Consider the following 23,779-nt stretch of genomic DNA (forward strand, 5'->3'; position numbering starts at 1 on the left):
ATTCAAAGTTCAAAATTGATCTACTTTTTTTGAATTTTGATTTCGGAATATTGAATTAAAGAATGGTCCTGGTAATTTTACCGGGACTTTTTCGTTAAAAGAAGAAGCTAAAGATTAAGGCATGAAAAAAGCGCGTTTGTTTTTCGGGATATTCCTATTGGGAGTTGGTTGTACAGGTGAAAAAGAAGAGGTGTACGACTTTGTAGAGGTGTGTCAAAACAAATACTACGAAAGTTATGGCATTAATGCTACAGACACTTTGCTGAGCTTTGAGCAAGACCTTATTCAAGCAGGACTCCTGGCCAACAGCAGTTATGCGGCTTACCAAGATTTATTGGATGAACTCTCTAAAGAAATCTATTTTGACAAATACCCTATACGCATTTCTGCACAAGCGCCCTTATTAACCTTAAATCCTCAAAACCTTCAGGCTTGTGTTTTCAATTCCTTTGATGTAGACTCTCTGACTCTGGCACAAACGGCCTATTATCAATTACAAGTAGATTTACAGAACTATTACAGTTCTTCAGAAAACATACACATCTCAGGCGTGTTTGATCGATATCTAAAGCATTTGGATGCCCAAGAATTTGAACATCCATTTATACGTTTAGAGCTATTAAAATTAATTTATCGCTGGTACTTCGAAAGTGAGTTACAACAAAAAACACCTTATTAAATTTTGGTCTTAGAGATTAAAGTATCTTGTTGAAAGACCATGTTATATACAGCTTGGGTAGTATCGGTGTATTTGAATAAACCTTGCCTTTTGCCCTTGTCAAAATTCCCTTCGTATTTCTCCCCTTGAGGTGTTACAAAAGCAGCTTGTCCATGTAAAGTCCCATCTTTCCATTGTCCTTCAAACACGGTTCCATCTGTGCGGATAAACTTACCTTGACCAGATCGTTTATTGTTTTCATCAAACTCTCCAAAGTATCCTACATTAGGATTAAATTCAAAAATAAAAGCACCCGTAGAATTCTTCCCTTTAAAGGCTGCTGGATTTTTTTGACGTAGTATTTCTTCAGGATCCACTCTGTGTATCATTCTAAACTTATCTCTATACTTCTGAACGGTTGGATACAAATACTTAAATGTTGCAGTAAATCCTATAGATTCAACAACCACATGGGTAACACCATTATCAATTAAATCTGCTAAAACAGTATCTAGCTCTGCAGTGTATCTAAAAGAGGAAACTTTTTTATCCGATTCTATGGCAAATAAGTGAGGCTTTCTACACGCCACTACGCTGCCTTCAGGAATTCCTTCTTTTGCCCATTTTGATAAATCCATGTAGTTTCTCCAGTTTAAAGGGTAAGGACTATTTGCCTTTCTTTTGTATTGATCATAAGGTTTTAAGTGCAATGTACAGAACACTAAAAACAGAAGGGCCAGCGCAGGTGCCAATTCCCTTTTATTTTTGGAAACCATTTTAAGCACAATGTTCACCAATTCAAACAATCCAAAGAAAATTAAAAAGGTAACTAATGGAATAACGGGGAACATAAATCTGACCCCAAACCAAACGTCTGGCCAACATAAGAATACGGCTAAATTTCCTCCCAAATAAAAGAGCATAAACCAACGCCATTTTTTGAGTCGCCAAGCACCAAATACAAGGAGAACTATATATAGTGATCCTAACAAATAACCACCAACCGTTGGTCCTGGAACTACCCCAGAGGCATCTTTTTTATAGTTAACATAAAATCTTGGTGTTATAGCATTCGGAATTTCTTTACCTAAATAACGGGTTGCATTATTGCCCATTCGGGTTAAAAAACCATCAAAATCTACCTCACCCAAACTTTTGTTGTAAGGGTTTACCATTTTTAATTGTTTTTGGTAACCGGAACCTCCCAAATTAGACGTTCTAATTTGCCAAGGAACAAGAGCTAGAACTACTATAGAAACACCTACTATCATAGGCAACCAATTTTTTCTAACGATGCCCCACAATATCCACACCCCAAGAAATACCACACCTTGCGTTCGAATATAGATGGCAAAAATCATTGCAATAATTCCTACAAAGAACCATGGCGACTTATAAAAGGGAATATCCTCCCTACGTTGAATAAATGCAAAAATGGTAAGCAAGGAGAAAAATGCGAATATCATTTCAGACATCACGATACTTGAATACATAAGGTAGTGCATGTTAAACAACAGGAACATGGAAGTCACAAATGCCAAATGATCATTCTTACTTAGTTTTCTAGCAATGAAAAAGATCAACAACAATACACACAAAAAGAAGAAGCCATTCAAATGCTTAATGGTTTGTATGTCTCCATCTGTTACTTTTAGTACTTGTCCAATAACAAAGCTATACCCAGGTGGAAAATGATTGGCTGCCGGACTATTCAATAAGTGCGAATTCACATAGCCCTCTCCATCTGCAATCGCTTTACCCAACAAATAATATGCGGCATTATCTCCCCCTAAAAACACTTTTTCATCATAGGTTTCTGGGTAGGTGGAAAAGTAACTTACACTAATTACTAAAAGGTATAAATAAAGGGTTGCTTTTTTGAGAATAGCAGTGATAGGACTTGGTTTTTTCTCGGTTATTTTTTTTGACATATGCTTCTATTAGTAGTACAGTTGTTACGAATGTAACAAAAAAAAGAGTTGCCTACAATTAGACAACTCTTCCTTCAAATTATAATCTTCTTTCTTTAACCTCTTCTTGGCTTTACAACCGATGGTGTAGAAGGTTTAACCCTTGGAGTTGGCTTGGGTGTAGCCTTCGGTGTTACGCGAGGCGCTGGGCGTGGTGTTGGACGCGGCGTAGCTTTTGGCTTTGGCGCCGGTCTAGGGGCCAGCCTAGGTTTCGGTGCCGGTCGCGGTGTTGGTTTCGCTCTAGGAACCGGCTTTGGAGCAGGTCTAGTAGTTGGAACTGGACGCGGAGTTGCCTTCGGCTTATTCGGTGTAATAACACGCGGCGCTGGTCGAGGTTTTGGTGAATTTTCTCGAGGAGTTATCACCGTTTTTGGCGGTGTACGCTCTGTTGTTTTTGTTGGTTTCACCACAGGTGTTGGCGTGCGAACAGGTTCTTTTTCTATGGTTTGAATCGGTTTCCTTTCGCTTTCTTCAACTGGTTTTTCTGTTGTTATCACATTTGCAGGTTTCTTTTCTTGCGTTGTAAGAATTGGTGACTCATTTCTCGATGGAGAAACAGTTTCTGGATTAGCTATGGTTTGAGGCTTAGCTGCACCAAAAGTTGAATCTATACGTACAGGACCTTTAATAGCATCTTCACCAGATAAAACTGTACCTCCATTCACTTGACCATCTACATTCCCGTTCGGATTTGTTCCTGGTATACGACCTGTACTTGAACCAGGTGTATTATTTGTATTTGTTCCTGCTGGTCTTCTACCAGACCCTGGAGTTGGTTTGAAAGTTACTCCCTCCGTAGCTCTTGGAATTCTTCTGTTAGGTTCTGGATCTAAATCAACAAAGGCAACATCGAATATACAAGCATTCATATTTTCTGGCGCTATCCCCTGATCCAAACATCTTCTTCTCGCTCTATTTCTTCTTCCGTCTGGAATATCACTTATAGATCTATGCTGACGTGGGAAAAATAAATCTGTAAAGGTAGCTGTGTTTTGACCAAAGCCATAATCGAACAAAGTGGTTACTGAATTCACTCTATAAACCGCTGCATAATCACTGGCAATGTATCTTAAATATTCTCTTTCCTTCTCTCTTTGAGCTCCGCCAAGTCCTCCAAAAACATCCCTATCACTTGCTGTGAAACCTATATCGTTTAAACGACCTGAACTCAAATCTAAATCATCATTTCTTCTACCATTCGCATTCCCCAAGAGTCCTGTGTATTCACCAGAATTACATGTAGGAACTTCTACGTTGATGTTCATAAAATCAAATGATCCAGTTCTTCTAAAGTCTATCATTACTTGTTCTCCAGTTGGCCAAGTAACCACATAACTTTTGTTACTTTTTCTTCGGATAACACCACCATTGGAAAGACGTAAAGAACTCGCATTCACGTAGGCTACTCTTCCATTTACTCTTACAGGTTCGTAGTGAAAATTGTCTGGAAATTGATTGGTATAAAACGCTACTCTATCGCCATTAACGTTCATAGCAGCTGCAATATTTAATGAAACATCACTTGTAGATGCTTTTTGTCTTGATTGTACTTCAAAAGAAGTTCGAGTAGATTTAGAAAGTACAAACTCTCCTACTGTTTGAAAAGAATAACTTTTACCGTCGAAAGTTGAGATGTGTGGGTCTCCATAGGTTCTCCCAGAAGTTGTAGAACATTTCACTTTACCAAAAGTTCTCTCCATAACGCGCCATTGATTTTGGGTAGAAACTCTCCCGGTATCTTGGTCTTCGAGGTTTTCTGCGATTATCTTCTGTATACTTTCACGCTTATCCTCTGGCATGAAATCAACAAACTCGGCTACTGTAAAATCTTCTGTAAAAGTTCTTTCACTTAAAGGTCGGTTAAAAGCAATATTGGAAAGATTGTTGGCCATCCATTCTCCGCGTATCATATCCCAATCGATTAATACGGTATTGACGGCTTTCAATTCTTCTTTAAATTGAGTTTCGGTAGGTGTGACTTGTTGGGTAGTATCCTGAAAAGCAAAACCTGTGGTAACCACGGTACAAGTCAGCAGGATAGAAATGCAATGAGTGTAAAATGTTTTCATAGTGTTAATTTTTGTCAACCTCATATATTTCGCGATCAATTGAATAGAAGTTGAATGTTCTGTCTTCAATAAAAGCAAAGTCTATGCCAAGTAACAAAAAAAATCCGTAGCCTACAGACTACGGATTTCAATTTCTACAAAACTGAATGATTTACATTCCTCCCATCATAGGACTTCTTGGTTGAACAAACTCTCCAGCTTCTCCAATTTCCAAGATCTCCATTTCGAAAACCAACGTTTCGTAAGGTGGAACTAAGTCATTCCCTTGTGTTCCGTATCCTAAATCGTAAGGAATGTATAATCTATACTTTCCTCCAATTTGCATATTTTGTAATCCTAAAGTCCAACCTTTAACCACACCATTCAAGTTGAATGCTAAAGGCTCTCCTCCAGTACTTAATGACATTTTGTAAGAGTTTTGCAACTCATTCATATCCGCATCATATAAAATGTAATGCGCTTTTACGTCTGCTCCAGCAGGAACCGTTTTACCTGTACCTTTTTTCAAAGTCTCGATTACATATCCTTCTGGGTATTTTTTCGTATTTGGACGCTTTAAAGTAGCTGCAATTAAGTCTTCACCTTTTTGTTTGGCTACTGCTCCAATTTCATTCTGTGCAACTACTTTTGTTGTGATCGTTAAGGCTTCGTATGGTTGGAAAATAAAGCTACCATTTCTCGGGTTTCTTAATCCTTCTTCACCAAATGCTTTGTCTGTTGAACAGTACACTTTGTACTCTCCACCTACTTCCATTTGCGCCATGGCATCTCTCCATCCTTCTACTAATCTTCTATCCTGGAATTGTAAAACCTGACTGTTAATGTCGTCGTTCATTCCATAATCTTTGATGGTAGCAAGCATAGTATCACCAAAGGTATTTTGCATTACCAACACCATTTTGTATTCGTAATTAGGTACTAATGTTTCACCATTACCCTTGCTTACCTCTTCTAAAATAACATCCTCAGAAATTACAGTCACTCCAGCTTTTGCCTTTGCGTCTTGCATTAATTTCGCTGCTGATTTTTTAGTTAGGTCGTTGTAAAAATTCTCTACAATTTGAATTCTTTCTTCTTCGCTAATTAAAGAAGTATCAGTATTTACAAGACTTCTTGCAAATCCTTTTCTTGCGATTTCAATATCAAAAACATTCTCTGCATCTTTTGTCTCTAACATTAATCTTGTTGCTTCACCAAGGTAGTTTCCGTAACATGCCGATAAATCACCCATAGAAAAAGCAGAAGTATCGATAGACAAATCTTGCTTTACTACCTGTTGCATAATCTGCTCACATTCGCTCTTTTGTTCATCTGAAAAATTAGCGTATCCGGCAACATAGCTTGCTTCCAACTGTTCAAAATCTAATTGCTTAAAAATTGTATCGGGGAAATTCTTAAAATTAGAAGCCATATCAGCTCCAATAGAAAAAGAGATCTTTTCTTCGATAGAATTCAAAGTAAGATCATCATAATTACCAGTTGATGATTTCTCACCACAAGCAACAAGAGCTAAAGTTAATGCTCCAAAGAATATTTTTTTCATGAATTTTATATTTGGGGTTTAAAAAAGTGGGGCACTACACCCCACTTCAGAAAGGTTCTTCTTAAAGAATCTCTAATAATTCTACATCAAAGATTAAGGTCATGTACGGTTGGATTGGTCCACCTGGGTGTGGGTTTGCACCGTAAGCCAATTCTTGAGGAACGTACAATCTGTGCTTTGCACCAACTTTCATTAATTGTAAAGCTTCTGTCCATCCTTTGATTACTTGGTTCAATCCGAACTGAGCTGGTTCACCTCTTTGTACTGAGCTATCGAATACGTTACCATCGATTAATGTTCCGTGGTAGTGTACTTTAACTGTATCTGTTACAGCTGGCATGTTTCCTTCTCCTTCTGCGATTACTTCGTACTGTAATCCTGAAGCTGTAGTAATAACACCGTCTTTCTTCGCATTTTCTGCCAAGAATGCCTCACCTACTTCTTTGTTCTTTGCAAACTTAGCTTCGTTTGCTGCTGTTAAATATTTCTGGATGATTGCGTTTGCTTCCTCTGGGTTGTATTTAGGAGCTTTTCCACTTAATGCATCTGTAATTCCTTCTAATAAAGCATCTGGTTGTACTCCTTCTAAACTTTGTTGCATTAAACTTCCTGCAATACTCATTCCTACACAGTAACTTACTGCTTCTATTTCTTGTGACATGTAATATAATTTTAGCGCAAAGATAGGAGTTTGTTTTAAAGGAAGAAGTTAAATGGCAGTTCCTTAAGCCCTAATGTTTCTTCTTCACAAAATTTCACGCTTTTGGATGTTGAAAATATACATAGACAAAAAAAAGGGACACCCTAAGGCATCCCTTCTTTGGAATTTTTTATTGAAGCTTAGTGGTTCACCACTACATTGATTACTTTCTTCGCTCCATTTGCTAAACTTACGTTTAACATGTAAACACCGTTCTCTAAATCTTGAACGTTGATTACTGTATTTTCTGCTTGTGCACTTACTGCGATATCTTTAACTGTTTTACCTGTCATGTCAACCATAGTAATTGTACTTACTTCATTATCGTTAAATGAAACCGTTAAGTTCGTATTTGCTGGAGAAGGGAAAGCAGTAACATTGATATCCTCTTCAATTAAATCTAAACCTAATTCATCAGCAGGGAACGTTTTTAATGCGAAAGCTGGAGTTTCTTCGAAACCAAATCCTGCTAAGAACCACTGGCTACTTAAGTTTGGAGCTTGTGGCTGTAAGTATACGTCTTCAATATTCGTTGTGTAATCTACATTAGGATCGTACCCGATGAAAACATCTGAATTACCTGTGTAAACACAGAACAAGTACCTTTGGTTGTCTAACATAACGAAAGCATCATCAAACTTAGCGAACACACTAGAATCTTGGTAATCTCCTTCAAAAATGTACTCTGTAAATGCAACTTGAGAGTAAGAGTTAACTCCTGCGTTTGCATCATTTAAATCTGTGAATTGATCATCCCACTGGAATGCTGATACGATGAAAGGCTCACCTGTTAAAACAGCTCCAGAAGATGCTCCTGTAATTGCTGTAAAGTACATTCCTTCAACTCCCATTCTAGAAGCGTTATCATTTCTGTAAGCCATACATGCTGTGAAGTCAGCTCCTGTACTAGGACGGAAACCTCCACTATTGTTTGGTAATCCGTTCGCATCTAAAGAAGCGTAAGAAATAATTCTATCCGTAATTTGGAAATCAGCATTTACTGAATTATCACCAGCGTAGTTATCTGTAGAATCAGAAGAAATCGTGTAAACCATTTCGTAGTTTCCTTGAGCGTACGTTGGCTCATTGAATACTGGTAAACTAACGAAAACTGAATCTTGTGCCAATAAACTAAAAGCTGAAGATGTCTCGTCGTACAAAGTAGTACCGTTTAAAGTAACTGTTGCATTTAAGGTAACGTTTGTTTGGTTGTTAAATCCAAAGTTGTACACGTAAGCACCTGTTTGAATGTCAAACTCTGTATCGTTCTGTGCTAACAACTGTGGCGTAGCATAGTGCTGAGCTCTAACAACGTTTCCTGCTTTTAATCCTAAATCGTTTGCGTAGAAACCTGACTTGTTCCCAATAAAAACATCTACTGGTCCGTTTGCCATCTCGTTCACAATGATAGCACCATCAAGGTCACCTATCATAACTACAGGGATAGTAACTGATGGTCCATCAGCACCAGCTCCCATACCTACAGGTCCACCTGCTTGGTTGTTAATGATAACTACTGCGATTGCACCTGCTTGTTCTGCGTTCAATGCTTTCGTTCCGAATTCACAAGAACCTCTGTACAATACAGCTACTTTTCCAGTAACATTCGTTACCGTTTGCATACAGTTTAAAGAATCACCTGTTGAGGCATCTTTAGCAAAAGCTAATGTTCCTAATACGGCATTTGCTGGGTCTGTTAAATCTGGAGTATTCGTCCAAGTTGTCGTTGGTGCGTAAGTCATATCCTTACTTCCTCCAATTGAGGCCGGACTTTCAACTGAAAAGATAACTTGCCCGAAAGACAAGGTCGTAATCAGCATACTGCACATTAAAAGTAATTTTTTCTTCATAATCTATAATTTGTTTTAGCAATCTAAATCTAATAAAACAAATTATCGTATCCTTAAAAAAACTTAAATTTTTCGTTACGAGTTTCTAAACGGCAGTTTTAAACTAGCAAACGTTCATACTTTTCGCGAATTAGTGCTGGACTTAAAAAGCTTTTTGCCCTTTCATGAATGTCATTAGGAGAATAGGTATCACCTTCGCTAATCATCTGACGCAATGCACTTTGAAGTTGATTAACATCCTTTTTATTTACCTGAATTCCAAGCACAGTATCGGCTAAATCGGTTAAACCACCACATTTGCTATAGACACACGGAATACCCGACAACCAAGCCTCTGCCAAAACTATTGAGAAGGTTTCGAAGTTGCTAAATTGAATCAAGCAATGACTTTCTCCTATTACACGTGCTACTTCCTTAGAAGGTAAATAACTGTATAGGTTTGTCAGCTCATCTAAACCAAACTTTCTCAACTTCTCGGCAACTTCTTTTTCATCAGCCTCGACGACAAGGTTAAAATTAAAGTCAAACCCTTGCTCTTTCAGTCCACGCAAAGCTGTTAAGATCCCATTAAAATTCTTCGTCATTTCATCTACAGTAGAAACATGAACAAAAGTAAAAATGGATGCTTTTTGCGCTGATGGCGAGAATAAATTTACATCTATATAATTGGGCAATACTTCAAAGTCGTTTATCAACTGATGTTGCTTTAAAGCCTCGCCGAGTGTATTTGAAACTGTAAAAATATGCTGAGCTTCCTTAAAGATACGTTGGTGTATCTTTTTTATAAAAGAAGAACTCTTTTCAAAGATTTTAGTAGCCGATAAATACCCCGACCAGTGTTCTGTAATGATATAAGGTAAATTGTGCTTACGCTTCAAATGTAAAGCAAAAAGTCCGGCTGGGAATGCCACATTCACATGCGCCAAATCATACGCTACTCCACCTTTCGCATAGGCCATTTTCATGGCTTTCACATAGCGTTGCAGGTTGATGAAAGTTTTCAATACGGGTAGAGTAGAACTCTTGTAATATACCTTGGTTACCCGAACTCCTTCAATGATTTCTTCTTCAAGTTCAAACTTCTCTACATTATCTTTTGATGACCGTGCAAAGCAAAGGTGAACATTGACAAAAGTTTGAATATAGGTGGCGTGTTTTAAAATAAAATTTCCCTCTAGTGCTTTCTCTCTATTCGGAAACCAACTGCATAGAAATAAGATATGCTTGCGAGGACTTTTCAAAAATTAAATTAAATCGAACAAGGAATTAACGCCTGCGATGCGCTCTACTGTATAACCTTCTGCAAATTCTGCTCCTATAGGTCTACCAAATTCACGCATTCTCCCTTTCAAGAACTCCACAAATTCTTTTCCTGATATGGGCGTATTCGGTCCTTCTGAACCTTCTTTGTAAAATTGAGTTTCGTAGGCAAAAATTGACTTGAATTTATCTTCTACATAAGGGGTAACATCAACTACAAAATCAGGTTTAAGATGTCTATCTTGAATGTAATGGTAAACAGCTTTTGGTCGCCATTTTTCTTGAGACTCACCTTCAAAATCTGTTTCTATCTTCAACAAACCAGCGAGGAAACAAGCGTCAGAAATGAACTTGGCACCTTTACCATGATCCGGATGTCTGTCGCTTACAGCATTGGCCAAAACAATTTCAGGTCTAAACCTTCTGATTTGCTCTACCAGCAACAACAAATTCTCTTTTGTATGTTCAAAAAAGCCATCGGCTAAACGAAGATTATGACGGGCTTCAATTCCCAATATCTTCCCTGCATTCTCTGCCTCTTGATAGCGCGTTTGCACTGTTCCGCGAGAACCCAATTCACCTTCTGTAAGATCTACAATTGCTATTTTCTTTCCTGCAGCTTTCTCTTTCAACAAAGTCCCTGCACACGATAATTCCACATCATCTGGATGTGCTCCAATAGCTAGTATATCTACTTTTCCCATATTATTTTTGTTTCTTAAACATGTAGTATCTTATTCCACTCAATATAGAGAAGGCTAAGAAAATGTACACGGTTGTATACACCCATTGTGGTGTTTCTGCAACTCCATCTCCTTGGGCATAAGAGTGCAATCCTGTCAATTTAAAGTTCACCCCAAAGAAGGTAAAAATGATGGAACCATAGCCCCATAAACTTACCAAGTTAAAGATAAACTTATCCTTTAATCCTGGTATGTATCTCAAGTGTAAAATGATGGCATACGTCAATACAGAAACAAGAGCCCAAGTTTCTTTTGGATCCCATCCCCAGTAACGTCCCCAAGATTCATTGGCCCAAACACCACCAAGGAAAGTACCTATCGTTAACATGAACAAACCAACGGTCATGGTCATTTCTGAAACATAAGTAATTTCATTAATGTTCATGTTTAAACGCTTACCATTGTTCTTGGTTCTTGCTAAGTATAAGGCCATATTCACCAATCCTAAAATTGCTGATAGTCCTAAGAAACCATAAGAAGCAGTAATAATAGCAACGTGTATCATTAACCAGTATGATTTCAATACAGGTTGCATGTTTCCAATTTCTGGGTCTAACAAGTTCAACTCCGTTACAAAAAGTAACAAGGCCGATAAGATGATAGAAGCTCCTAAAATTACTGGGTTCTTTTTAATGAAAATAAATCCTGCCATTACCAAAATCCAAGCAATGTAGATGATGGCCTCGTATCCATTCGTCCATGGAACTTCTCCTGTAATGTAAGATCTAAAGAACAATCCTACCAAGTGATAAATAAATACAACAGCTCCTAAAATGATAAAGGGCAAACTGATTCTTTTAAAGAGTTTTTCTGAACGTTGTGAAGGAACGGTTAAAGTACGGATGAAGAAAATAATCAACAACATTAGTCCTATTACTAAATAGGCATTCTGTGTGTTTTTGAAGATATTCATGTTGTTGTACATGATTTCAATCTTCACTTCAGATTCTGATGGTGTATCTACGCTTGTACCTTCTGCGCGTTGGTATTTTTTCAATGCCGTTAAGGTTTCTATGGCTTGCGCTTCATTTTCAGCACTGTCATTCGAACGGATTGTTAAAGACAAGTAATCCATCAATAAACTCATCCCCTGTTCATCCTTCGCTTCCCAATCTAAATGAGGAATCATCCACGTTGCCATAACATCTCCTTTCACAGGAACGGCTTTTAAATACTTAAAGGAATAGTTGGTGAAATTGTAGAGGTAGTTAAAACGCTCTCCTAATCTTATGATTTCTTTGTCAAATTCATTTTTACGAGAATCTGGTTTATTGTGCGCTGTGTTGTAAGCATCCAACCATCTGAAGTTTCCAATGGCTCCTGGTGTTGACAGTTCTTTTAAAGATGCATACTTTCCTGTATGAACAGAATCTCTAATTTTTGAAGAAACGTAAACCACAGGTCTATCCACCCATTTTGGTCCGGCCATTAACCAACTCATCGCAACTTGTACAGCATTGTAGCCTTCAAAGGTTTGTCCCCTATGAATTTTACGTAACATTTTGTCTGCCAATGTATGGAAAGGAACTGTTCTACCTTGTAAATCTTGCACCAATAAAGAGGCTAACTCTTCTGCGTGTGCTTTACTAATGTATTCAAAGTTAAAGTCTGAAGGAACTTCTTGTTGTGAAGCAGAAACTGGAGCGTGGTTATGACCTTCATGTGATGCATGGTCATGTCCATCATGATCTCCATGGTCGTGCCCCGAATGATCGTGTCCATCGTGCATATCATGATCATGACCTTGATGCGCATCCTCTAATTCTACTTTTTCATTATCCCCATTGGTAGAGTGCGTTTCAATTTTTGCATCCTGAGTAAAAGCTGCTGTTGAAAGTAAAACAGCCACAACAACAGATAATAATTGACTGCGCTTCTCTCTCGATTTTTGAATCATTTTGTTCAATTCTCTAAATCTACTAATCGGTGCAGTTAATGAAAGTACCATACCTATACTCATTAATAAATATCCTAAATACGTAATATTGGTTCCCCACCAATCGTGGTTCACACTTAAAATAGTTCCTGTTTCATCTGGGAAATAGTTCGATTGGAAGAAACGGAAACCTCCGTAATCCATCACGTTATTCATGAAAATACGTTGATCTTTGTACACTCCATTTACACTATCGATAACACTAACTTCGCTGGCATAAGAACTTGCCATATCAGAACCCGCATATCTATCCAATTGGAAATCTCTACAAGCCACATAGAAAGGAAGCTCAACAGGTACAGGACCGTATCCCGCTAAGTAATTTAAACCGTTAAATTGGAAAGGAATTTCTTTGATTGCAGAACCATTTTGGTAAGGTAACCTCATCAATTCTGACTTACCGTCTTGTTCAACTTTGATGGTCAAATAATTCGTGCCCTCATCTTTTTTATTTGATCTTACTTCTGCATAAGCCGAATTTCTATGCTTAGCTTTAAACATGATTTGATCACCTGTGAATTGGTATAAATACCTCGGCGCAAACTCAACTGCAGAATCTGAAGGAACCACAAGTATTGCGCTTGAATCTATGTTTCCAGTTTGCCTGTCTTCCACGCTTAACATGGCCATATTTACTCTATTAAAAGATTTGATGGCTTGTGCTTTAAGGGTATTTCCTTCAAAAAACAACTTTACATCCGGAACAAAACCTTCTGTATGATCTTCGAATGCTAAAATCTCAGATCCTATCAACATGCTTTCGCCTTCGTTTAAAAATTTAGATTGACCTCTAACTACAAATTCCAATACCGTTCCTGTTGTCGTATCATTACTGATCAACTCACGCACTAAATTTTCTTCGTACGAAACATAAGAAACGTTGATAGGAGCATGGTTTCCAAATTGAATTTCTTGCTCAAAAGGGTTGTCGTAAGCTTCCGATAAAAAACGAGCCTCTCTGTATTGAACCCCAGAAGTACCATCATCTACTTTTACCTGAACATTAGGTGTTGCCGTAAAAATGATATTGGTAGATTCTCCTTCTGCTATAGGCATCATTCCTTCATAACCGAAGAAACGCGTTACACCAGAACCTATGATAATTACTATGAAAGAAAGGTGGAAAGTAAACATGGCAATTTTTTCTGCCTTGTACATTTTGTAGCGGAAGATGTTTGCAATAAGTGCAAAACAAAGGTAAGTGAGTAAGATTTCAAACCATGTAGCGTTGAATACTGCTATTTTAGATGCCGGCGTTCCGTAGCTCGACTCTATAAATGTAGCATAACCAATTGCCACAGCAAAGGCTATCAATCCGAGCGTCATCGCTCCCATCGAAAATATACCTCTTATTACTTTTTCCATACTACTAAATTATCTGTCATTTCCGCGCCAAAAATACTGAAAGCAGTTGGGTAAGTCGTAGAAATTGCAGTTTTTTTTAGGTAGTTCTCCCCTACACTACTACTTTTGACTCCACATCGACAGAAATGGAGAAAATCGCAATCATAGGAAGTGGAAATGTAGCTTGGCATTTATGTAAAGGACTACAAAATGAACACATAGAGATCTCTGGTGTTTATTCAAAAACATTTGCAAACAGTCAAGCCTTTGCACGAGAATTTGGACTTGAAGTTTATCAAGATTTAGAAATGCTCAACAAAGCCGAAGTTGATTTGGTTTTGGTAGCTGTAAATGATGATCAAACAGCTCGTTTAATTGAGCAAATTGCAGCTCATCATAAGGTAGCCTATACCAGTGGAAGTGTAAACTTAAAAGATATAGATCACCCACAAGTTGGTGTTTTTTATCCACTACAAAGTTTTACCAAAGGCAAAAAAGTAAACCTGTTTGAAGTTCCATTTTTCATTGAAGCTAAAAACATGGAGCTCGGTGAGCAACTTTTCGACCTTGCTTGGAAATTGAGTAGAAAAGTGGAATATGCAGACAGCAACACTAGAAGTGAATTGCATCTAGCTGCCGTCTTCGCGAATAATTTCACCAACCATATGTACAGCTTATCCAAAGAACTTTTAGAGAATAGTAAAGGTAAGTTTGAACATTTACTACCGCTTATTTTTAATGCGGTTGACAAATTAAAAAATTCAGCACCAGAAGACATACAAACTGGTCCGGCCCGCAGAAATGATGAACAAATTATTGCTCAGCATTTGGATAAATTAGAGGGCGATAAGAAAGAAATTTATAAAATAATAAGTAGCTCTATTCAAAAGAAATATCATGAGAAGTTATAAAGAAAACCTGCCTCACATCACAACTTTAATTTTTGATGTAGATGGCGTGCTAACCAATGGAGATGTTACCTTATATAAAGACGAGGTAGTACGAACACTAAATTCTCGTGACGCATATGCCATTCAATATGCCGTAAAAATGAACATGCGTGTTTTGATTATTACAGGCGGGAATTCTGAAGCTGTTAAGAAAAGACTATTAAACCTTGGAGCTACTGAAGTATGTTTGAAAAGCTCGAACAAACTAAGCGTTTACGAAGACTTAAAAGCAAAATATGGCTTTGAGGATGGAGAGGTAATGTACATGGGAGACGATTTGCCAGATCATGCTGTGATGCAAAAAGTAGGAGTTTCTGCATGTCCACAAGATGCTGCTGTAGAAATTAAGGCAATTGCCGATTACCAAAGTCCATTTAACGGAGGTAGACACGCGGTTCGTGACATCATAGAGCAAACCTTAAGAGTACAAGATAAGTGGTTCAAAGAAGAAGCACTGCACTGGTAGACCTCTTAGACAGAAAGGATATGAAACAAAAAAGGACTTATGTACGCAACGTAAGTCCTTTTTTAATTCCTTATAATTTAAATCAATCCTTAACCACCTTCACGATCTTTTCACCCTCCTCTAATACTAAGTGCAAATAATATACACCCGGTGCTAAATCTTGAAAATCACCTTCTAGCTTTCCGCCATCGTATTCAAGCTTGTGTTCAAAACCACCCATGGCATCATATAAATAGACTCCAACGATCTTCTTATCACTTTTAAGGTTTACAGATAACTGCGTTGAAAAAGGATTTGGATAAACGCTTAGGTCTGTATCTCCAGCTATTTCTGAAGAAGTCCCTAACGAGGCCCCCATAATATTGGTAATATTTGGATTCTGAATAGGCGGCGCTTCTCCGTTTGGACCAATTTTCACCAAAAATAAACCTGCTTTAAAGTCCGTGTACTTCTCTTGATAACCTATGTAAGCAAAACCACCATCATTGGTTGCGATAATATTCTCTGTTTTGTCTTCCCCGTAATCACAGTAGAAAGAACCACTCGGAATGAAAACATAGTTTGTGTAAAAAGAATAGACTTTAGAATCTTCTTCTCCGTCTGGATAGGTTGGAATGTGCGGTGAGAATGCGGCTTGCTTGTTTAAGTATAAAAAACTAGAATCAAGAGAGGGAGTAAAACAGTTCGCTTCTTCAAAACCTTGCCTATCTTCTATTACGATATAATCAAACTGCCCTGCTGGCGTTATTGTCCCCATCATCATGTCTGAACTATCCCTTATTCCAACATAATTACCTCCACTAAAATTGATTGAATTCGGAAAGATATTTATATCATGAACAATAGAGTTACCTACAAGCTCTAGCGTGTCTGAACTAATTTGAGCACCTGTGGCAAGGTCTAAAAAATAAACTACTCCCTTGTGCATTGCCGAATCTGCTATGTAGTGATTCCCCACTAAATAAACGAGATCATTAGCTACCTCACAATCAGTTGGCGTATCATCAAAACTACCTCCAAACAACTGTTCCCACAAAAGCGAACCTGTTTTGGAATAACGTTGTATCCACCAATCCTCTCCACCAACTCCAAAACTCTTGGTACTTGCTAATACAACCACACCTGAATCTGCCGTTGCTTTTAGACTCACTATTCTGTCCCAATCAGATCCACCAATTAAGGTATCCCATGCTACATTTCCATCAAAATCTAAACGTGCTAAATATCCATCAAATCCTCCTGAAGTATTGCTGCTGCTGCTGTAACCACCCGCATAGATTCCGTAATCTCCAGCTCTATCCATAGCCAAGAAAGCTTCTTGTCCACTTCCACCATAATTTCTCGACCAAATGCTATTTCCTAAACTATCTACTTTTAATAATATAGCCTGAGATGGTCCGTCTTGAAAACTACTACTTGCTCCACAGAGGTAATACGAAGTATCTTCCATTTGGAAGAGATCATAACCGTAATCATAATCATCTCCTGCATAGATTCTATGAAATGAGATTTGAGCTGAAAGCGTGAATCCCAGAAAAACTGAAAGTAATACGAAACTATATTTTATAAATACCATCCTAATCCAAATTGTAATGAATTACCAAATCCTCTTTTACTCACCAAACCATAAAGGTCTTGTGTAGCTACAAAGGCGTCAACCACAGAAGTATGCAATCTGAAATAAGCACCTGCTCTGAATCCACCAAAACCTCCATAACTGGCTCTTGCACCCGCCGATAAACTCTCGTTGATGCGATAATGAGCTCCTGCATATACTTGAGGTACACTCACCAAAGTTGGATACATTCTTACCCCAAAAATTGATTGCCATCTATCGGTTCTATTCATATCTACGCGCTTAGCTACCTCAAGGGTTGCTGGCAAAAACCTCATTGTACTCACTTTTTCACTCTTTATTCCAAGAGAGTCCAAAACCTCATCTCCATTTAGAGAAAAGATAGATTGTATATTATCAAAGTTGGCCCCTTTAAAACTCAAAGTGGTGTCTACATTATAATAGGTCATGTCCTTGGCATAGATCAACCCCAAATCTCTAACACTAAAAGATAAAACACCTTTAAACTTATCACTTTCTTCTCCAAAGGGCATGTTATACTCAAAATCTACACTTGCTCCATAAGCTGCATAAAAATTTGAAGTTGCATTGTACTTTAATATACCATCCAACTCCAAAGCCATACTATCTCCTTGCGAAGAAGTGTAAAAATGCGATTGCTGTAAATAACTGTTCAAAGTATTGTTGCTTCCCACAAAATTTAAACGTAAAAAACTGTTTGTATTTCGATTAAAAAGTCCAACCCCTAATTTTTGGAAACTCTCGAATTGCAAGGATGAAGAGTTAAACATTAAACTATCACCTAGACGTTGACTATTACCTTGAAAAACTAGTCCGAACAAATCTTGGGTATAGGTTAAACTTCCCATGGTTTTTGTTCCTGCTGAGAGCATTAATCCAAACTGATTGTTTTTACCAACATTTACCTCGTGCAGCTTCAAATCTACTTGAGCAAACAAACTAAATCCTAATCCGTTCACCTCTTTTTGATCGCCGTAGGCTTCGTCAATTTCTGAACTTGAAATGTGACCTCCCTTGGTAAAGTTTTGTATATAACCTTTAGTTAAGGCTGAACTATGATAAAAGCCTAAACCCTGTATGTCCAACTCCACTTTACGCGTTGTGTCTATGTTCAATGCTGTACCAAAATAAGACTGTGCACTTGCATTTGGAGCAAGTAATAAGAGGGTGAAAAAACTAATTAATATTACTCTATAGGGCATGGCTCAATTCAAAATCGGTGAATAATTCTAACACAAGTTTGCTTTCTAAATATATCTGCTGAACGTTGGCATTGTTTGCGTCAACTTTAAATTCCACACCTACGTATTTGGCCTGATTGATAAGGGCAACTTGTTCTTCACTTAAGGTATAGATAAGTTCATTTTCTGTACTGGGGAAGTCGGCCAAATTCGTAACCTGTGCACCATAAGCGGCAGTAACCATATTCGCAGAGCTTAACGTTGTTAAAACTTGTTTGGAATCGTTTAACAATTTTAACTCAACACTACCAGAAAAAGGAAAAGAGTTTTTGGCCTTTAGTATTAAACTGCCCGCGTTAATATGGTTCCCTTTTAAATCTTGGGTTAACTCAAAGTCAAAGGTATCTCTATAAAGCAAATCTTGCACACCAAGTGCTAGAGGCATGTTTGACCTTAAATCAAGGCTAAACCTACTGTTTTCATAAATTTCATCGTAGCCTCCACTTGTATTTCCCCATGGATTTATTTCTAAGTCATAAGCCACCTTATAGCTGCTTCCTAGATTTTCAATAAAGTCTTCAACATTAGAATTGGTGGAGGTGAAATTAAAAAAGGCATCCCCTGGAACGGATGTTCCATTACTATTTTGTGCGGCATCCAAACTTTGGGGTACATTAAGTTGTGGACTTTGAATATTCACCACTACCCCATCTTTATTCGTACTCTGTAAAAGCTCTAAGGTTAATTCACCGTTTACGTTAACTCCATTTTCTACATACATCCCTAGATTTACGTTCGCTACATCTATGGCTCCAGAAACTATATTATTCATTTCGTCTAGGGTAAATGTTTCCGTATCGGCGATGTGTATATTCCCAAAATAACCTCGGGCATACTTCAACTTTAATTCTGTCATATTTAAGGTAAACCTAAAGACATCATTATTGGTCACATTAACTCCATTTCCATCCGGACTCAAAGATACCACCAATTGGGATTCTAGTTTATTAAATGCTGTTCCATCCTCTCCTGTTAAATCCAATTGATAATCAGAAAAATCAAAAGAAAGAACATCCTTACCTGCTACGCCGTTCACAGCCGCGGGTATTTCTTTAGACTGTGAAAAAACAACTCCATTTTTAGAGACTCCAGGAAAAGTAATGGTAAAAATAGCGGGCTCAACCAATGGGTTTTCTATTTGCACGCTGGCTACACCCTCCTTGATTATTACGGTGTTCAGTTCAACATCATCAAGTACGAATTCAAATTCAGTAACATCCGTAGGAATATTCCCCCCTGGTCCCACAAAAAAATTCAAGAAGTTCAAACTAAACTCCTGCACAACAGAGGTGTCTGGAATATTTAAATACTCAAATAAGTCTGCATCCAAAACCCTCTGATTGAGGACCAATTGCAAAGAATGATCATTTTCCACCCCTATTTGATTAGAATCTATCATTCGTTGAAAACTCAAGGTATCCCTAAATAATGGAGCTCTCCAGTTTGTATCCCATGTTGTTTTTTCCTTCTTACATGCTAAAAGAAAAAAAACAAAAGACAGTAGATATAGAATTTTCTTGTTCATCATAGTTTGTAAAGTAACGTGTGTGGCCATGTTTGGTTGGTTAGAGTTCCGATCCACAGAATTTGCAAAACTTAGCGTCATCATCATGTCCTTCCAAAGAACAATTCGGACACGCTTGCGTATTGTTGGATTTATCGCCTGCAGATTTTATAAACTCATTGGTAACTATACCTGTAGGTACGGCCAAAATGGCATAACCAAAAATCATCACTATAGACGAGATGGCCTGCCCCAAAGCCGTTACCGGAGAAATATCTCCATAACCAACGGTTGTAAGCGTAATAATTGCCCAATAAATACTTCTGGGTATAGAGTCAAAATTAGAATCTGGACCTCCCTCCACTAAGTACATAACCGTTCCCATTATGATCACGATCATTAATACCCCCAACATGAAAACGGAAATTTTGTACCTGCTATTGCGCAAAGCCTTCATGATGGTTGTTGCTTCTGAGAGGAATTGGGCCAATTTAAAAATTCTAAAAACACGCAATAAACGAATGGATCTGATAACCGCCAAGGAATGTGTACCTGTAAAGAACAAACTAATATAGGTAGGTAGTAATGACAATAAATCTATAATCCCGTAAAAGGAAAATATGTAAGACCACGGCTTGCGGATACACACTATTCTTAAAATATATTCAAGGGTAAACAATACGGTGAGTACCCACTCTAAGGGTTGAAAAAACCAACTCAGCTCTTCATTGATCCAGGTAACACTCTCCAACATCACCACCAATACACTCAATAAAATAGCAACAAGGAGTATAATATCGAAATTTTTACCGGCACGTGTGTCTGCCTCATAAATCACCTCATGCACCTTGGCACGCCAATCACTTGTAGCTGGTTTCTTCTTGTCTCTCACGTTGGCTAATTTAATGAAACTATATGAAAACCTTTCCTGGGAAGTCGGTAACTTTCTTAACATTCTGCGGATCTGTCTGCATCTTAAAGGGGCACACAAAACATTTCTATTAATTTTGCGTTGATATGAATATGAGAAACATGCTAAAATCTTTATTTGTTTTTGGAATACTTTTCTTAAGTTTTAGTTCACAGCTATTTGCTCAACAGGCAAATAATCTTTTGGATGAGCGCATACTAAAAAGAAGACTAGATCAATTACGCGCTACAAAGGATGAGGCATTATTACCTATTTATAACGACTCATTCAAGGCGGAGTTTTTGAACTTTTTAGACAATAAAGTAGCCTTTGATTATCCCTTTAACTCGCTTACCACAGTGGGGAAAATAACTTCATCGGATGGTCAAATTAGAATCTTTAGTTGGAACGTTCAGTTAAATCCAGATGAAAACATCTACAACTGTATCATCCTAAAAAAGAAAAAAAGGAAGGGTGAACACGACATCTATGATTTAAAAGACAACTCGATGATGCTGCCCATGTTTCCGGAAGAAACACTGGATGAAAACAACTGGTACGGAGCATTGTATTATGACATAGTTGAAGTAACGAAAGGAAGAAAAACCTACTACACGCTTTTGGGTTACGACCTAAACAACTCCTTTTCTCACATGAAACTTTTGGATGTACTCTATTTCAACGGTAGAAAATTAAACTTGGGTTACCCTATGTTTGAAACCGAAGACGGGAGCATTGCCAAGCGTGTATTCTTGGAGCATTCTAAAAAAGCTACGATGACTTTGCGCTATGACGACAGGAGAGCAAAAATTGTATTCGATCATTTATCTCCAGAATCTCCAAGCATGAAAGATTTTAGAGAATATTATGTTCCAGACATGTCATACGACGCCTATAAATTCATTGAAGACACATGGGTTTTAGAATCTGATGTAATTGCAACCAACTCCGAAGAATCTAAAAAGATGAAAATTTCTCGTTATGATCCTGAGAAAGATACAGTAGTTGAGGTTGAAATTCGCAAAAAATGGAATTCACCTGACGGAGGAAACACACCCGTTCAGAATGGAACACATGAAGCAAAGACAGTTCCTAAGGAAGAATACGAAGGAAATGGCGAAAGTAAAACGTCAGCGAAGGAGCAAAAGGTAGAAAAAGAAAAAACCAGAAAAGAAGAGGAATTCGGTGGAGTTCAATATGGTAACTTGGGGAAGAAAAAGAAAAAAAGACGCCGTAAATAAATTTTCTTTTCAGCCTTTATCAACAGTGCTTACTCAGATGAATTTTATTTTTATTTTTGTGGCTCCATGAGCGATTACATAGTTTCAGCTAGAAAATACAGACCGCAGACTTTTGACTCGGTAGTTGGACAGAAGTCCATTACTACTACTTTAAAGAATGCAATTAAAAATGAGCACCTGGCTCAGGCTTTCTTGTTTTGTGGTTCACGTGGAGTAGGAAAAACTACAACAGCGCGTATTCTGGCTAAAACCATCAATTGTTTCAACCGTTCTTCAGAAGTTGAAGCTTGTGACAATTGTGACTCATGTAACTCTTTTAATGAAGGTCAATCTTTAAACGTTTACGAATTAGATGCTGCTTCTAACAACTCTGTGGAAGACATTCGTAATTTGATAGACCAAGTAAGGGTGGCTCCTCAATTAGGAACACACAAGGTATACATCATTGATGAGGTCCACATGTTAACGACTTCAGCATTCAATGCCTTCCTTAAAACCTTAGAAGAGCCTCCAAAGCATGCTATTTTCATTTTAGCAACTACGGAGAAACACAAAATTATCCCAACCATTTTATCGCGTTGTCAGATTTTTGATTTCAATAGAATTCAAGTAAAAGACATAGCTGATCACTTGGCGGGAATTGCTGTAAAAGAAAACATCACTGCCGATCCTGAAGCTTTGCATTTAATTGCACAGAAAGCAGATGGAGCTTTACGTGATGCCTTATCTATTTTTGACCAAATCGTAACATTTGTAGGAAACAATTTAACCTACAAGGCGGTTACTGAAAACTTAAATGTACTGGATTATGACTATTACTTTAGAATAGCAGATTCAGCCATGAATGAAGATATTGCTTCAGCATTGATGTTGTACAATGATATCTTAAACAAAGGTTTCGATGGTCACCAATTCATCGTTGGTTTATCAGAACACATGCGTAATCTTTTGGTTTGTAAAGACCTGAACACTTTAGAACTTTTAGAAGTTGGAGAAAGCGTAAAGGAAAAATACAGAGACCAAGCCAATCAGTGGGACGCACAAATGGTATTGAGAAGCTTAGGTGTTCTTTCTCAAGCTGATGTTCAGTTTAAGGCTGCGAAGAATCAACGTTTATTAGTAGAGCTTGCCTTGATGCAACTGTGCTCTATCAAAAACGAATTCGAAAAAAAAAAAGATTAACTGATCCCGTAAAGATCATTCCTTTTAAAGGGCAAGATCCAAAAGATAAAGCTCCCGCTCCTAAAAAAGCGAGCAATGCCCCCAACTTTGCATCCTTTGCAGAGAAAAAAGAAGCCAAAGTACTTTCTGCTCCTACCGGAAATTTAAAAAATGGAAATCTTTCTATTCAAGAATTACTGCGTAAACAAAAAGAAGAAAAACAAAAGGCGATTCAAAGTGGTAGCGCGAATAAACCAACTGAACAATTTAGCTTAGATGACCTAAAAATGTACTGGCGTCAGTTTGCCTTTAAGCAAAAAAGTGCCGGACTTGAGACCTTATTCTCTGCCCTTACTGTAAACGAACCTTATTTTAATGAGGACGATATGCTCATCACGCACCATGTAGATAACTTAGTACAGTTAGAATTCATGCGTTCTCACGAGGCGGATTTGGTTCAATTCTTAAGAGCTTCACTAAAAAACTTTGACATACAATTAAAGTGTGCTGTTAACCAAAGTGAGGATAGCAAAAAGAAAATGTATACCGGTAAAGACAGGTTCGAAGAAATGGCCAAACGTAACCCTAACTTAGAGACCTTGAAAAAACTCTTTAAGTTAGACATAGACTTTTAAA

General features: G+C 37.8%; 18 protein-coding genes. 6 read left to right on the forward strand and 12 right to left on the reverse strand.

What is annotated here, in order from left to right:
* Positions 1–121 precede the first annotated feature (121 nt).
* The gene (locus BM327_RS06525) at positions 122–679 is read left to right on the forward strand and encodes a hypothetical protein (RefSeq protein ID WP_090247512.1); all 558 of its coding nucleotides are present in this window, start codon (positions 122–124) and stop codon (positions 677–679) included.
* Here BM327_RS06525 and BM327_RS06530 read toward each other — a convergent pair.
* The 8 genes from BM327_RS06530 to ccsA form a co-directional block, all read right to left on the reverse strand.
* The gene (locus BM327_RS06530) at positions 676–2,589 is read right to left on the reverse strand and encodes a phospholipid carrier-dependent glycosyltransferase (RefSeq protein WP_090247513.1); all 1,914 of its coding nucleotides are present in this window, start codon (positions 2,587–2,589) and stop codon (positions 676–678) included. The two genes, BM327_RS06525 and BM327_RS06530, sit on opposite strands and share 4 nt — an antisense overlap.
* Before the next feature lie 95 nt (positions 2,590–2,684).
* Entirely contained in the window at positions 2,685–4,697 is a 2,013-nt protein-coding gene (locus BM327_RS06535) for a VWD domain-containing protein (protein WP_170853691.1), read from the reverse strand.
* A gap of 151 nt (positions 4,698–4,848) precedes the next feature.
* On the reverse strand, positions 4,849–6,240 hold the full coding sequence (locus tag BM327_RS06540) for an FKBP-type peptidyl-prolyl cis-trans isomerase (protein ID WP_090247515.1): 1,392 nt from the start codon (positions 6,238–6,240) through the stop codon (positions 4,849–4,851).
* 61 nt (positions 6,241–6,301) lie between these two features.
* Entirely contained in the window at positions 6,302–6,901 is a 600-nt protein-coding gene (locus tag BM327_RS06545) for a BamJ family beta-barrel-assembly machinery protein (RefSeq protein ID WP_090247516.1), read from the reverse strand.
* A gap of 179 nt (positions 6,902–7,080) precedes the next feature.
* Positions 7,081–8,790 carry a T9SS type A sorting domain-containing protein gene (locus BM327_RS06550; RefSeq protein WP_090247517.1) on the reverse strand — a complete coding sequence of 570 codons (1,710 nt, stop codon included), beginning with the start codon at positions 8,788–8,790 and terminating at the stop codon, positions 7,081–7,083.
* Between the two features lie 98 nt (positions 8,791–8,888).
* Positions 8,889–10,031, reverse strand: a complete 1,143-nt coding sequence (locus tag BM327_RS06555) for a glycosyltransferase family 4 protein (protein WP_090247518.1) — start codon at positions 10,029–10,031, stop codon at positions 8,889–8,891.
* Between the two features lie 3 nt (positions 10,032–10,034).
* Entirely contained in the window at positions 10,035–10,754 is a 720-nt protein-coding gene (bshB1, locus tag BM327_RS06560) for a bacillithiol biosynthesis deacetylase BshB1 (protein WP_090247519.1), read from the reverse strand.
* 1 nt (position 10,755) lies between these two features.
* Positions 10,756–14,094, reverse strand: coding sequence for a cytochrome c biogenesis protein (gene ccsA, locus BM327_RS06565; protein ID WP_090247520.1), 3,339 nt, complete (start codon positions 14,092–14,094; stop codon positions 10,756–10,758).
* Positions 14,095–14,219: 125 nt separating this feature from the next.
* On the opposite strand from ccsA, the gene BM327_RS06570 reads away from it, so the two are divergent.
* Both BM327_RS06570 and BM327_RS06575 read left to right on the forward strand, forming a co-directional pair.
* A complete protein-coding gene (locus BM327_RS06570; RefSeq protein WP_090247521.1) occupies positions 14,220–14,984 on the forward strand; it encodes a Rossmann-like and DUF2520 domain-containing protein in 765 nt (254 codons plus the stop codon).
* On the forward strand, positions 14,971–15,489 hold the full coding sequence (locus tag BM327_RS06575; RefSeq protein WP_170853692.1) for a KdsC family phosphatase: 519 nt from the start codon (positions 14,971–14,973) through the stop codon (positions 15,487–15,489). The genes BM327_RS06570 and BM327_RS06575 overlap by 14 nt, the downstream gene beginning before the upstream one ends.
* A gap of 82 nt (positions 15,490–15,571) precedes the next feature.
* Here BM327_RS06575 and BM327_RS06580 read toward each other — a convergent pair whose 3' ends face one another.
* Genes BM327_RS06580 through BM327_RS06595 form a run of 4 tightly spaced genes read right to left on the reverse strand, consistent with a single transcriptional unit; the run spans position 15,572 to position 20,723 of the window.
* Complete coding sequence (locus tag BM327_RS06580; protein ID WP_090247523.1) at positions 15,572–17,065, reverse strand: T9SS type A sorting domain-containing protein; 1,494 nt, start codon at positions 17,063–17,065, stop codon at positions 15,572–15,574.
* Entirely contained in the window at positions 17,053–18,288 is a 1,236-nt protein-coding gene (locus BM327_RS06585; RefSeq protein WP_090247524.1) for a hypothetical protein, read from the reverse strand. Before BM327_RS06585 ends, BM327_RS06580 begins: the two co-directional genes overlap by 13 nt.
* Positions 18,278–19,882, reverse strand: a complete 1,605-nt coding sequence (locus BM327_RS06590) for a hypothetical protein (protein ID WP_090247525.1) — start codon at positions 19,880–19,882, stop codon at positions 18,278–18,280. Before BM327_RS06590 ends, BM327_RS06585 begins: the two co-directional genes overlap by 11 nt.
* Positions 19,883–19,892: 10 nt before the next feature.
* A complete protein-coding gene (locus tag BM327_RS06595; RefSeq protein ID WP_244526197.1) occupies positions 19,893–20,723 on the reverse strand; it encodes an ion transporter in 831 nt (276 codons plus the stop codon).
* A gap of 140 nt (positions 20,724–20,863) precedes the next feature.
* Here BM327_RS06595 and BM327_RS06600 point away from each other — a divergent pair, with 140 nt between their 5' ends.
* From BM327_RS06600 to BM327_RS06610, 3 genes are all read left to right on the forward strand, one after another.
* Positions 20,864–21,982: a hypothetical protein gene (locus tag BM327_RS06600; protein ID WP_139230281.1), complete on the forward strand. Its 1,119-nt coding sequence runs from the start codon at positions 20,864–20,866 to the stop codon at positions 21,980–21,982.
* Positions 21,983–22,048: 66 nt separating this feature from the next.
* Positions 22,049–23,164 carry a DNA polymerase III subunit gamma/tau gene (locus BM327_RS06605; protein ID WP_090247528.1) on the forward strand — a complete coding sequence of 372 codons (1,116 nt, stop codon included), beginning with the start codon at positions 22,049–22,051 and terminating at the stop codon, positions 23,162–23,164.
* Positions 23,125–23,778, forward strand: coding sequence for a hypothetical protein (locus BM327_RS06610; RefSeq protein WP_090247529.1), 654 nt, complete (start codon positions 23,125–23,127; stop codon positions 23,776–23,778). The genes BM327_RS06605 and BM327_RS06610 overlap by 40 nt, the downstream gene beginning before the upstream one ends.
* Position 23,779: the final 1 nt, after the last annotated feature.

Origin of the sequence: Lishizhenia tianjinensis (genome assembly GCF_900116425.1) — a bacterium.
Classification (GTDB): Bacteria; Bacteroidota; Bacteroidia; order Flavobacteriales_D; family Crocinitomicaceae; genus Lishizhenia; species Lishizhenia tianjinensis.

Bases quoted from the DNA above. Each gene is read 5' to 3' on its own strand.
- BM327_RS06570 (WP_090247521.1), top strand. From the start codon at position 14,220: ATGGAGAAAATCGCAATCATAGGAAGTGGAAATGTAGCTTGGCATTTA.
- BM327_RS06580 (WP_090247523.1), bottom strand. From the start codon at position 17,065: ATGGTATTTATAAAATATAGTTTCGTATTACTTTCAGTTTTTCTGGGA.
- BM327_RS06540 (WP_090247515.1), bottom strand. From the start codon at position 6,240: ATGAAAAAAATATTCTTTGGAGCATTAACTTTAGCTCTTGTTGCTTGT.
- BM327_RS06575 (WP_170853692.1), top strand. From the start codon at position 14,971: ATGAGAAGTTATAAAGAAAACCTGCCTCACATCACAACTTTAATTTTT.
- BM327_RS06605 (WP_090247528.1), top strand. From the start codon at position 22,049: ATGAGCGATTACATAGTTTCAGCTAGAAAATACAGACCGCAGACTTTT.
- BM327_RS06535 (WP_170853691.1), bottom strand. From the start codon at position 4,697: ATGAAAACATTTTACACTCATTGCATTTCTATCCTGCTGACTTGTACC.
- BM327_RS06590 (WP_090247525.1), bottom strand. From the start codon at position 19,882: ATGGCCACACACGTTACTTTACAAACTATGATGAACAAGAAAATTCTA.
- ccsA (WP_090247520.1), bottom strand. From the start codon at position 14,094: ATGGAAAAAGTAATAAGAGGTATATTTTCGATGGGAGCGATGACGCTC.
- BM327_RS06600 (WP_139230281.1), top strand. From the start codon at position 20,864: ATGCTAAAATCTTTATTTGTTTTTGGAATACTTTTCTTAAGTTTTAGT.
- BM327_RS06585 (WP_090247524.1), bottom strand. From the start codon at position 18,288: ATGCCCTATAGAGTAATATTAATTAGTTTTTTCACCCTCTTATTACTT.
- bshB1 (WP_090247519.1), bottom strand. From the start codon at position 10,754: ATGGGAAAAGTAGATATACTAGCTATTGGAGCACATCCAGATGATGTG.
- BM327_RS06530 (WP_090247513.1), bottom strand. From the start codon at position 2,589: ATGTCAAAAAAAATAACCGAGAAAAAACCAAGTCCTATCACTGCTATT.
- BM327_RS06545 (WP_090247516.1), bottom strand. From the start codon at position 6,901: ATGTCACAAGAAATAGAAGCAGTAAGTTACTGTGTAGGAATGAGTATT.
- BM327_RS06525 (WP_090247512.1), top strand. From the start codon at position 122: ATGAAAAAAGCGCGTTTGTTTTTCGGGATATTCCTATTGGGAGTTGGT.
- BM327_RS06550 (WP_090247517.1), bottom strand. From the start codon at position 8,790: ATGAAGAAAAAATTACTTTTAATGTGCAGTATGCTGATTACGACCTTG.